Source organism: Hymenobacter qilianensis, from assembly GCF_014638675.1.
GTDB lineage: Bacteria > Bacteroidota > Bacteroidia > Cytophagales > Hymenobacteraceae > Hymenobacter > Hymenobacter qilianensis.
Window position 1 is genome coordinate 420266 of record NZ_BMFN01000003.1, and the last position, 12098, is coordinate 432363.

The window sequence follows — 12098 nt, forward strand, 5'->3', positions numbered from 1 at the left end:
GTTAAAGATCTTCCAGGCGTAGCGTTTCCGCCAGGCGCACCCCTCTATCGGTGGCCTGCACGGTGCAGGCCGCACTGGTGGGGTCGTGTTGCAGCAGAAGCACCCAGTTTTCGGCTGCAGCCCGGTTTAACACGGCTTCTTTTTCGCTCAATGTCTCCAGTGGGCGTACATCATATCCCATCACGTACGGCAACGGAATATGTCCTGCGGAAGGCAGCAAATCGGCCATAAACGCCAGCGTACGGCCTTTGTACTCTAGCACCGGCACCATCATCTTTTCCGTGTGGCCGTCGGCGAAGATGATTTCCCGAAACTGCGGCAACTCTGAAGCCGCGCCCGGCGCAAGAAACTGCAAGTGCCCGCTTTCCTGAATCGGCAGAATATTCTCCCTTAAAAAGCTGGCTTTTTCCCGCGCATTCGGCGTCACGGCCCAGTTCCAGTGCGCCTCGTTCGACCAATAGGTAGCATTCGGGAAAGCCACCTCCAATTTGCCCCCCGGCGTGCGCACCACCGAGCCTCCACAGTGGTCGAAGTGCAAGTGGGTCAGAAATACGTCGGTAATATCGGCGGACGTGAAACCCCGCTGACGCAGTGAGTTCTCTAGCGTATCATCGCCATGTGGGTAAAAATGCGACCTAAACTTCTCATCCTGCTTGTTGCCCATACCATTGTCGATGAGAATGAGGCGGTTGCCATCCTCAATCAGCAAGCTGCGCATGGCCCAGGTGCACATGTTGTTGGCGTCGGGCGGATTCAGCTTTTGCCACATGCTTTTGGGCACGACGCCAAACATAGCGCCGCCGTCAAGCTTAAACAGGCCGGTATCAATAGTATAGAGGTTCATACGCTACGCAGTACACTAGTACACTAGTTAGGCACACCAAAAAGCCACTTCTAGGCAACATGACTTACCCTATTCAGCCACGACGCCCATGGCCGAAAACTTATCAATGCGCTGGCTAATGCGCTCTTCCGTTGGCATCGCACTCAGCTCATCCAGCGTTTTGATCAGCGTCTTCTTTAGCGTATCAATCATTTTGGGCACGTTGGTGTGAGCACCACCCAGCGGCTCTTTCACAATACCATCCACTAGTTTGGCCTGCATCATATCCGTAGCCGTGAGCTTCAGGGCTTCAGCGGCCTGCTCCTTATAATCCCAGCTACGCCACAGTATACTGGAGCACGATTCGGGAGAAATAACTGAGTACCAGGTGTTTTCCAACATCAGCACCCGGTCACCGATGGCAATACCAAGCGCCCCGCCCGAAGCCCCCTCGCCGATGATGACGCAGATAACAGGCACCTTCAGCAGAAACATTTCCTTCAGGTTGCGGGCAATGGCCTCCCCCTGCCCCCGCTCCTCAGCCTCTAGCCCCGGAAATGCGCCGGGTGTATCGATGAGCGTGACGATAGGCTTGTTAAACTTCTCGGCCAGCTTCATCAGGCGCAAAGCCTTGCGGTAACCTTCGGGGTTGGGCATGCCAAAGTTCCGAAACTGCCGCTGCTTGGTATTGCGGCCCTTCTGCTGGCCAATAAACATCACCGAGCGGCCATCCAGGTCGGCAAAACCGCCTACCATAGCCTTATCGTCGGCTACGGTGCGGTCGCCGTGCAGTTCAATAAACTTGCTGGCCATACCGTCGATATAGTCGAGGGTATAGGGGCGGTCGGGGTGACGAGAGAGCTGTACACGCTGCCAGCGGGTGAGGTTGGCGTAGGTTTCTTTTTTGAGGGCCTTTATTTTGGCCTCCAGCGCCGCAACGGCCTCCGACACATCTACCTGGCTATCAAGCGCCAGCTGCTGCATTTCGCGGAGTTTACCTTCGAGGGCGGCTATGGGTTGTTCGAAATCGAGGAGCATTGCCGAGTAAAATAGGCGTCAGATAACGAAAAAAGGGATTGAGATCAGACAAAGATGCCTCAAGCCAGAGTTGGCAAAGGTAATCGAAACCGCTCCACCCGCTATATCAGCGGCTCTGAATTGGGTTTAGAAAAAACAATGTCGCTGAAAAACAGCTACAACCGTACAGAATGGCTTTTTTTTACAGAAAAAAAGCCCCCTATGTTGTGCAGTCTCAATCCTGCTCCTACCTTTGCAGCACTTTAAGGGAAAACAAACGGTTCACCCACGAAGTAATTGGTTCGGTAGTTCAGTTGGTTAGAATGCCGCCCTGTCACGGCGGAGGTCGCGGGTTCGAGTCCCGTCCGGACCGCTTACGCTTATCAAAAAGGCTATTTCCTTATCGGAAATAGCCTTTTTATTTTTTCAGTGGCAATTTCAGTGGCAGACCAACCTGCCAAAATAGGTTACGGGCCCCGCTAGGCCAGCTTAACTAGCTCACGCCTCACGCTGGTCTACCAGAATCGGCCGGCAATTTTGAATGGTAAGGATCGGGTTTGAGCCTCGTATACAACTACTGAAAGCTGCACGTTGCCCACAACCGCTGCTTGTTATAGTTACCTCATTCTTCTATACTAGCTGAATTTAGGGTCTGACTATAATAGTCGCTGCCCCAAAACCTTAAGGGCCCGTAGAAACCGCTTTTAGAGAGTTCATGCCCAAATTGGTCAGCGTGCTGGTCCCTAAGACCTTAACGGCCTTCACGTAGTTGTAGTGTTTGGCTGCAGACTCGAGAAAGTGACCTGCGCTAGAATAGAGGTGGAATCACTGCGTAGGCTACTACAGCAATCTAGGCCACTGGAGTCCAAAAATGATAACGCTGGATATAGGCATACCCTAGAAGTAGGTAGGACAATATTATTCTCGTCGACCTCCGTGATGCGCAAGCTTGGTACCTCCGGACTAGTAGGATGAATACTGCTTTGAGTGACCACTAGCTGCTGACTTACGCCGCCAGCCGTCAGCGGCCCCACCTGCAGGGTAGTAGTGCTCAAAACATTTGTGAGGGAGTCACGTCCATTGGGCGCTAGAACTGCGGCAAAATAAAGCTTCGCTTGCAGGCCGGTGAATACGACCATCCCACGACTGTTGGTAGTGCCAGTGTGCAAACTTTCGCCGCTCCGAGCTGGCAGGGCTTAATGTGGAGAACTTATCATTCTTGGAGGAAGGATTGATTGTGAACTTGGCCAAGAGCAAAACCAATCAATACAGTGCGGTGGAGGAAAAGGCTATCTTATATTCGCCAGACTTTAAAATGTGTCCTATCCGCACGCTGCAGATCTGGGTGCAACGATTGGACCGTACATCGGGGCCGGTGTTTGTCTCCTTTCGCAAAGGAGAACGGCTCACTGAGCGTCGTCTGACGGACAAACATTTAAATTTGATTGTGCAGAGATATATGGGTCAGAAGTATTCAGCTCACTCGCTACGTGTTTCCTTTGTAATGGTAGCAAAGCTGGCGGGGCTGATGATTCGGAAGTAATGAATCAGACCAAACACAAAACTAGTGGGATGATTCGCCGCTATACCCGTCTGGACAATGTGGGGCAGCATAATCCATCCAGTAAACTTGGTCTATAACTTATTGACTTTCGTAAATTTTGCCTCACCTTGTATAACATCACAAGGCAAAGTGATGATAACGCCATCTCTACGATGCTATCATCGCTTTGGACGAATGACCCTTTTATATGACAATGGATCTTTTTGGAAGTTCAGAAATTAGCGATTTCAAAAATTCAATTACTCCAGGAATATATGAACCGAACGACTTAGTCGATTGGGAAGATATTGAGGAGCAAATAGTGATATTAAAACCAGGCATTGAATTATTAGATACCTTATGCGAGCAGGATAGTTTAGATGTAAAAACCTTAAGCAATTCTCTACTCTCGGAACCCACTATATTAGAAATAATTAAGAAATTGTTAGCTATATCAAACGATATAGATCTTGGCAATAAACGAAACTTACTTGCTAAACCACCAAAAACAAAGCAATCAGCTATTGAGATTGCTAACATTTTAATTGGAATTGGCATATCTAATTTAATCAAATCACCGCACATTGGTGATTTAGTTAAAGTCTCACTTATAGCTGCTGACGCCCCCAAAAGAAGATTTCGAATTACAAACAAAATCAACAATAGGATAACATCAATAATACAGCAATGTATTATTAGCCTTAATGTTAATTCTAGAGTCAAAATAGCTGATCGAAATATGATGCCCCGTTTTGCGCAGCGTAGGGTTGATTATTTATTACAAGTTGATGGAGTCAATAGAATCGCTATAGCCTCTGTATTTCAAAATAACTCCGGAGGTAGACAACAGCGCGATTTGACTTTAACATACCCTTCATTGCAAGAAGAGCTTAATGAGCATAACATAAACCTAATTCTAATAGCTGATGGTAAGGGTATATCAGAAACTCCTGACAAAGTACTAGAAAAGTTGTTTTCAGGAATTTCTGCTTGCATGACTATTAGGCAAGCTGAAAGTGGTGGCCTAAATGCCTCTATTGAAAAGATAATAAATGAAAAATCACTGCAGATTGAAGAAAAACGAGAGTCTCTCGAAACTATAATAAACAGTACAGTAATAAGTACCCTTAGTTTGAAGGCGAAAGACCTTCCTGCTAAAATAAATGATGCAAAACTTTCATTGGCTAGTTTTAGAGTTAAACATCCAGAATTGGCTTTAGACCTTGAGCCAGGGGGAGAAGCTTTATCTTGGAGAAGAAAACAAGAAGTTGAACTTGTTATTGGGTTAAAGAAGAATTTTGATGCAGTACTAGCTTTAAATATACTCACACTACTTTTAAAAGGAAATTACACACCGAATGACTTTGTTATACAAAACAATGGCTTTGACGCGCAAGTTGAGATAACGATACAAGCCGACTCTGTGCTCCCCTCTAAGCTTTTAAGCATCGCTCAGCAAAAAGCAAGTAGAGATACTATTAAAGAGATTGCTAAACAAACAATAAATAAATACCCTAATAACTTAATATCAATATTAATAATCCCAAGCTTTTCAAGCATTATTGATATAACTGCTCTACGTAAACAGCAGAGAGTTATGGCAGTTAACGTTGTAGTATTAGATGTGGACAGCCTATATCTAATGGCGACTAGCTCATCATCTACGCGAGATACACTAGCAAAAATTATACTTGACCAAAGTGATTTAACTAAAGTTTCTCCTTTCGTTGTAAATAGTGTCACACCAGAGCGCATGTTCTTTGGTAGAGAGGAAGAACATGCAACAATGTTAGCTACCCTTAGCACTAATAGCATAGCTCTTTTAGGAGGCAGGCGAATTGGTAAGACATCGTTGATGAGACATGTTGAGAGTAGATTAACAGAATCTGGATTTCTTGCATATTTTGGCGATTGCCAAGTAGTCAAAAACTGGTCTGATTTCGGGAAAATGGCAACTCGGCAATGGAAGATTAAAGTACCAAACGAGTTTAAGCCTCATCACCTTTTTGATATAATTGAGCAATTGAAAAAAGGAAGTAGTAAAAGGGTTGTGCTTTTACTTGACGAAGTAGATCAATTACTATACTGGGACCAACAACATACTGATAATGAAGTAACCGAAGGGTTCTTTAAAGCATGCAGAGCTATTTCTCAAGAATCGTTGGCTGAATTTGTTTTTTCTGGAGAAAGAACGATTTCTCAAAAAATGTGGAATCCTCATTCGCCACACTGGAATTTTAGTAAAAGCCTTTTTTTGCAACAACTTTCAAGAAGTGCCTCTGAACGTTTATTAATTGAACCACTCAGAATTTTGCAAATATCTATTATAAATGAAGCATTATTCTTGAGTGAGGCATGGAGGAGAACAAGTGGCCATCCAAGACTATTACAGTATATAGGTGACAAGCTTATCAGCTCAATTAATACACGCTCTAACCGTCTAAATACCGAACTATCGGTTAATGATATTATTCAAGTCACTGAGAACTATGAATATGCTGAAAACTATTTAGCAACGTATTGGGGCCAAGCAACCCATTTAGAAAAATTAATAAGTTTATTAATTAGAGAGGAAACATTCACACCTACAATTATCGAGCACACAATAAAAGAATTTGGTCTGAGCATCACTAGAGAAGAGATATCAGATGCATTAAGGATGTTAGACCTCTATGGCATCATACTAGCGGATGGATTCGGGTATACATCTAAGCTAGATTGGTTCAGCCAAGCTGTAGATTTTTACGGAGGCATTTCTGAATTAACCACGCTTTTTATTAACAATGTTAAATGAGTCAATTCTTTACCCAAGGCCCTGTTCCCATTAGCGCAGATACTTACGTTGCCCGAGAATTTGAGCAAGAAACGCTTGCTCAATTATTTTCTAAAAACTGGGTGCTTTTACTTGGCCCGCGACAACATGGTAAAACATCTGCTCTTCTCCGCATCAAGCTTAATATTATTGAAGCAGGAATTAAATGTGCTTTTGTAGACCTACAAAAGCTTCCACCTTTGAAATCATATACAGAATTAGTGTCTTGGTTTGCTACTGAGATATCTAAGGAATTGGCTTACAGTACTTCATCTACAGAATCTTACGATGAAGTGTCTGTTGCTTTAGAAAGAGTTGTTCCAGATGGAAAAGACCCTATTGTAATTATTATTGACGAAGCATCTGGAATTAGCAATGATGAATGGAGAAATGCATTTTATGGGCAAATCCGCGCAATTGCAAGCCGTCGCGCGTCTTCAGAAGACGGGGGTTTACCTTCTAGGCTAGTCTTCGCATTTTCTGGAACGTTTCGTCAAGAAAAGCTAGTAGATGAGCTCAATTCGCCATTTAATGTTTGTCAATTAATAGAAACAGAAGATATAACAGAAGGTCAAGGAATAGAGATAGCAGAAAAGGTTCTTGGAGATAAGGCGATAGATATTGTAAATAAGGCTTTTGATTTTGTAGATGGCCAACCGTATTTGCTACAAAAAATATTTGCTACTGTTGCACAGTCTGAGGAAACAGAAAGAGATAAACAATTTGAGAAAATTAAACTGCGCTTTTCTAATGGTGACGATCCACATGTAGTTAATATTTTTAGAAAAGTTATAAATGATGAAGATCTTCGTTTGATTGTTGCAAGAATGATATCTACTGGTCAAGTTGCTTACGAACCTGCGAATGACAACTTTAAATTTTTAAAAGTTATAGGAATAGCGAAACAAAGCGGCAATAAGTTAGTGTTTCGTAATAAACTTTATTCTGAAGTTGCAAGCAATAGTCCACAAATATCTGAAAGTCCAGGTTTAATCGTATCTGGAGCACACCTTTTTGAATTAACTGAGAGTAGTTTTAGTTTTATAACTGACAATAACACTAGAGAAATTGTTTATAATGCCCACAAAGGCGCTGTATTAGCATTTAATGTTGGTAGTTACAGATTAAGTCTTACGGGATTTGGTTGTGCACTTGAAGGCATGTTAATTGATTGGTTAAAACAACAGTCGGCTACTGATTTAGCTACAGCAGTTACAAATGCTACGAGTTCAAGAGCAGGAACAGATAGAGTTTCTTTTAACCCCCCTCATGAAATACAAACTGATCCGCTTACATGGCGGTTTGTCAACCTAATCAAGGTTTCAAAATTTATCACTAAAACAGGAAGAGTTTTCGAACCTCAACATGCATTGCGCGAATGGAGAAACAACATTCATCCTTCAGTTGCATTAAGGTCTTATATTCCTGAAAGTGACTTGGAGCCTGAAGTAATTGCTGCTAATAGCCTTTTCGAAATTGCCAGACGATGTATTACTTCTTAGTTATGGTTTAGGGGGTATTAATTTCACATCATCTTAGTGCCGACAAGTGATTCTTATTGGAATTGAATAGGGAGCAAAGCGGTATGCGGACCGCTGCTAGTCAAGCAACCCTTAAGGTCAATGTTAACCGGTATCTACTTTGCTTTGGCCGACGAGCAGTTGCTCCACTGTCCCGGCGGGATCCTGCACGATGCGCAGCGCCTCCACCGGCAAGATGAAACCGTTGCCACCCCGCTGGTACGCCCCCATAGCAGCTGCGCGCGGCGCAGCACGTCTGCTTCCTGGGTACCGGCCGGGGGGCGTTTTCTCAAAGCGCCGCAACAGCTGGTAGCACAAGGTGATCTCAGCGCTGGCCACAATGGCTGGTAGCCGCCCTTTGTCCTGCTGCCACCACAGCGTGGTGCCCATCTGCCGAGCCCGCGCAATCGTGGGATACACCGCTGCCAATTGTTGGGATATCTTTCCTGTGCTGGCGGCCGCTGCTGGGCACTTTTTGCTGGGGCGAGTGCCTTGGCGCTCATAGTCGGTGGCAATCGTGCCAATAATACTGCTGAGCACCTGGTAAGCGGGCTTGGTCTCGTTCGGGGAACGCTATAGTTGTTCGTAGTTCTGGCTGCGCACCCAGCGCATAAAGACGTGGGTAAAAAGCTTGAGTGTGCTTTGGCCGCACAGTCGCAGCCCCAGCTCGGACAGGATTAAGCGCGCCAGCCGGGGGAGCACTAACCCCGGCAACTGGGCACCCTGCCCCCGCAACGCGTAGTGCAGGCGGAGCCCCCACGTGAGCAAGGCCAGTCCGCCTGCCCCTACGCCTGCGAGCCCGGCCAGCAGGCCACCCCAAAATACGGCGGTGCTTTGGGTGCTGAGTCACCACTCGGCTAGGCCACACCCGATCACTGCTAAGAAAGCCATCCCCAGCAACTGCCCGACTGTCGGGGCGAGGACCGATGACGCCTGCAAGGGTGGCACCCGGTAAATATCTTTCTCGGCCCCACCCACGTCGACGAACAGAAACAGGGTCATCGGCTTCAGCAAAGCCGCTTGATGCGGGAAATCGGAACCAAAAGCGCGGAAAAACAGGTCGGTTATGTAATATTTGGACTAAACTTTGACATAAGGTTAAAATCACATTGACGGCCTCGTGTATAGTATTTGCCAGAGCTTCTTGGGAGGATAAAGGTAAAAAGAAACGCATGGGACATCGTTTAACAACGAGGGTCAGTGTCACTTTACCGACTTGCAATACCACCCATCTTTTTCAGAACAGATGCCTGCCGTTCCTAAAAAACTGCTCAATGAGAATGCTCAGCAGCAAAGCTGGGACCTGTTCATTAAAGCTAAATACGCGCTGGTTGGCAAGCATGAACTGCCCATTCGCATAAAGCCAATATCACCCGAAAGCCTGACTGATACCGAGCTCCGGGTGGAAGTGGCGCCCCCCAATGAGCGAAACAAATTCTATAAGGAATTAGAGGCCAATTTTCAGCTTAAGCCCGCCGACATAGACCCTGAGCGTGGGGTGTTCTGGCTTGACTGGGAAACCTCAGTTCAGCCCGGTCAGCTTCGGCGATTTAAGTTGGTAGCCGATGAGTGTAATTTCGACTATGAGCCCGACCCCTTTCTCGAAGGGCACATTACGCTTATCAGCGGCAACACTGCTCCTCCGGTTGAGAGCTATGTTAACCAGCAACTCATCGAGGCAGACCTTGACGGGCGCCTCATTATAGTTAAATCGGGCCTGGATGATACAGGGAAAAAGCTCTGGGTGCTGGTACGCAACGTGGACTTACCTGAGAAGGAGATTCTTCAGTTTTTATCTGATAATAGCTTCACTTATGGAGGGCTACAAGCCATACTCAGGGCCAACAAGCCTGGGCAACCGCCTGAATTACATACATTCCAGGTTAACAACCTTGCGGGTGTCTCCCTCCACGGCGCCACAAAGTTGCGTGCCCAGGGCTACACGCGCGTCAAGTATTATGACTTACTCTATAAATTCTCCCTCCCTGTAGACTTTTACCCCCTTATCCAGTTAGGTTTAGCCCCATTTGAGGGTTTACTGAAGCAGCTGCGCTCTGCGTTTCCACAGTTAGAAGTCCAATTGCTCAATAACGGTGAGACAGTATGCTTCCGCTATTTTTTACCCTTTGAGGAAAAAGAACAGCACTACGTTCGTTTCTGCAACTACATGCAGGAACTACGCGAAGCCAATTGGTTTATCCAACAATTTACTCTTGAACTGGCGGGTAGCACTCGGCTTGAATTTAAAGCTGCAGACAACCAATCAGCCCGGCTTCAGTATGAGACCGACCGGCTATCCAAGTTAATCGGGGCAGAAATTGAAATAGGTCAAGGGCCTGGAAGGGTGCGAGTTGGTGTTCTCGAAAGAGTCAAGTACCCAGCGCTTCGTATTGGTTTGTTCCCCGACCAGCCCGGAGTCCCTGCCGCTACACCCAAAGTGTTGCTGGAGGCACTGAGCAAGGGCATTTTACAGCCAAACCTGACAGGTGACCGCGAAAAGCTTGCACGGTTAACGGATGCTTTACGCATCATTGCAGACCCCAAAGCTCCGCTGCCCAATCCCCAGACCCGGTTATTCCTGTATGACGCGGCCGCGGCGCGTGGGGCCGAACTGCCTGATGAATTGTTGCCCGGCTCCCAAACCTGGAATGAGGTAGCCGCCCACTCATTTCTGCCCCTGAATGATTCGCAGGTGCAAGCCATTGTCTCGACCCTGCTGGTTCCCGATTTGGCTTTGGTGCAAGGCCCGCCTGGTACTGGCAAATCAACTGCTATATCTCAGATTATCTGGCATCATGTGCGGCGTAATCCGCACGAACGCCTGCTGCTAACCTCGGAAACTAACATGGCAGTAGACAATGCATTAGAGAAGCTTGAGAACCGTCACCACAATTTAGTTAAGCCCATTCGTATTGGCAGTGAAAAAAATCTGGAAAACGAGGGCTCCCGCTACTCACTGCCTAAAATAAAGGCTTGGGCCGATGCTGCGGAAAGCGACATGGTGCCTAATTTGCGTGATAACATCGTTTGCAAATGGTTAGAGAATATTGCTCGTCGCTCTGCGGCTTGCAACTCCCTGCCAGCTGATTTACAAGCCACTTGGGCTGCCACTTTGGATGCTCCGCCCGAAGACCTAAAAAGGCTCTTTCGCAAACAATACCTTGACCACGTTAATGTGATTGGAGCTACCGGTAGCTCAATAGGCGAGAAAAATACAAAAGGGGTTCCAACAACTTTCTTCCGTCAATATCAGACCGTATTTGCCAACCGCCCGGAACCTAAGATTGGTGCGGAGGAAAAGCCTGCTCGGGAAGGAAAAAGGCCTGAAAAGGAAGGACCTGCACCAGGCATTTGTTTTGATGTAGTCGTGATGGACGAGGCCAGTAAGGCTACCCCTCCCGAGTTGGCCCTGTCGTTGATTTACGCGCGAAAAGCCATTATTATCGGCGACCACCGGCAGCTGCCTCCCATGTTGGATGAAGCCGACTTCAAGACGACACTCGAAGACGAAGGCGAAACCGAATTAGCCCAACAGTTTTCACGAGCTGATGCTGAGACTTCCCAGTTTGAACGCCTCTTTACAGGCCTCGGTGTTGCACCAGGTGTAGTCTCGCGCTTCAATACTCAGTATCGAATGCATCCGCACATCAACGAGGCTATCCAACAGTTTTACCGGGAAGACGGAGGACTGCTATGTGGCATTCCTGCCGCAGATGCCGACGATCCTAATTTAAATAATCCCCTAAGCCGTTACCATGGACTGCACCACGAGAAACTACTCCAGCCGAATCAGCATTTAATATGGGTGGAGGTAGACGAGCCCGAAATGTGTGCCGGCATATCTTCCCGCCTCAATCTGGCCGAGGTACAAGCGGTGCGGGCAATATTGAAGTGTCTTACCCTCAGTCAGGGGTTTGCTGAATTTCAGGGGCACTGGAATAAGCCCGAAGATCAGGAAGTTGGCCTTATAACCTTTTACTCGCAGCAAGCTAAGCTCTTGCAGGAAGTAGCCGATGAGTTCAAGAAAAAACTACCCGCCCGTGCCCGCGCTGTGGACAGGTTTCAGGGCATGGAGCGCAATATTGTAGTGGTTTCGCTGGTCCGCAGCAATAAAATAATGGAGTCACGCTTTCAGCAGCCTGACCTGACCGCATACCCCAGCAACGGCGGTTATCCGCTCCAGACAAGCCTGGGATTTGCCCAGTTTCCCAACCGGTTAAACGTGGCCCTCTCCCGCGCCAAGCGCTTGCTTATCGTCGTCGGCAATAGCCGTCATTTCAGCCGCAACGATTGCTACCGCCGTGTATATGAGACCGTAGTGCGCTGCGGCCACGTCATTGATTACAAGGAGCTCTTACCCTACCTCGACCACTCAGCCTGAGC

At 47.0% G+C, this 12098-nt stretch carries 7 protein-coding genes and 1 tRNA gene; 5 read left to right on the top strand and 3 right to left on the bottom strand.

The genetic code is table 11. The annotated features are described in order from the left end of the window. Position 1: 1 nt before the first annotated feature. On the bottom strand, positions 2-844 hold the full coding sequence (locus IEW06_RS16330) for an MBL fold metallo-hydrolase (protein ID WP_187731757.1): 843 nt from the start codon (positions 842-844) through the stop codon (positions 2-4). A gap of 69 nt (positions 845-913) precedes the next feature. Continuing rightward, positions 914-1861 (bottom strand): acetyl-CoA carboxylase carboxyltransferase subunit alpha, encoded by a 948-nt coding sequence (locus IEW06_RS16335; RefSeq protein ID WP_187731756.1) that lies wholly within the window; start codon positions 1859-1861, stop codon positions 914-916. 278 nt (positions 1862-2139) lie between these two features. Between IEW06_RS16335 and IEW06_RS16340 the strand changes: the two genes are divergently transcribed. The 4 genes from IEW06_RS16340 (at position 2140) to IEW06_RS16355 (ending at position 7697) form a co-directional block, all read left to right on the top strand. Next, positions 2140-2213 (top strand) — tRNA-Asp (locus tag IEW06_RS16340). Between the two features lie 846 nt (positions 2214-3059). Next, the gene (locus tag IEW06_RS16345; RefSeq protein WP_187731755.1) at positions 3060-3383 is read left to right on the top strand and encodes a site-specific integrase; all 324 of its coding nucleotides are present in this window, start codon (positions 3060-3062) and stop codon (positions 3381-3383) included. A gap of 208 nt (positions 3384-3591) precedes the next feature. Further along, on the top strand, positions 3592-6177 hold the full coding sequence (locus IEW06_RS16350; RefSeq protein ID WP_187731754.1) for a DpnII family type II restriction endonuclease: 2586 nt from the start codon (positions 3592-3594) through the stop codon (positions 6175-6177). Beyond that, positions 6174-7697 (top strand): AAA-like domain-containing protein, encoded by a 1524-nt coding sequence (locus tag IEW06_RS16355; RefSeq protein WP_187731753.1) that lies wholly within the window; start codon positions 6174-6176, stop codon positions 7695-7697. The genes IEW06_RS16350 and IEW06_RS16355 overlap by 4 nt, the downstream gene beginning before the upstream one ends. 123 nt (positions 7698-7820) lie before the next feature. Here IEW06_RS16355 and IEW06_RS16360 read toward each other — a convergent pair whose 3' ends face one another. Next, positions 7821-8255: a hypothetical protein gene (locus IEW06_RS16360; RefSeq protein WP_187731752.1), complete on the bottom strand. Its 435-nt coding sequence runs from the start codon at positions 8253-8255 to the stop codon at positions 7821-7823. A 1015-nt stretch (positions 8256-9270) separates the two neighbouring features. On the opposite strand from IEW06_RS16360, the gene IEW06_RS16365 reads away from it, so the two are divergent. Beyond that, positions 9271-12096, top strand: a complete 2826-nt coding sequence (locus tag IEW06_RS16365) for an AAA domain-containing protein (RefSeq protein ID WP_229743150.1) — start codon at positions 9271-9273, stop codon at positions 12094-12096. The last annotated feature ends 2 nt before the right edge of the window (positions 12097-12098 follow it).

Excerpts from the sequence above, each read along its gene's own strand:
- IEW06_RS16330 (WP_187731757.1), bottom strand. The coding sequence starts at position 844 with ATGAACCTCTATACTATTGATACCGGCCTGTTTAAGCTTGACGGCGGC.
- IEW06_RS16335 (WP_187731756.1), bottom strand. The coding sequence starts at position 1,861 with ATGCTCCTCGATTTCGAACAACCCATAGCCGCCCTCGAAGGTAAACTC.
- IEW06_RS16350 (WP_187731754.1), top strand. The coding sequence starts at position 3,592 with ATGACAATGGATCTTTTTGGAAGTTCAGAAATTAGCGATTTCAAAAAT.
- IEW06_RS16355 (WP_187731753.1), top strand. The coding sequence starts at position 6,174 with ATGAGTCAATTCTTTACCCAAGGCCCTGTTCCCATTAGCGCAGATACT.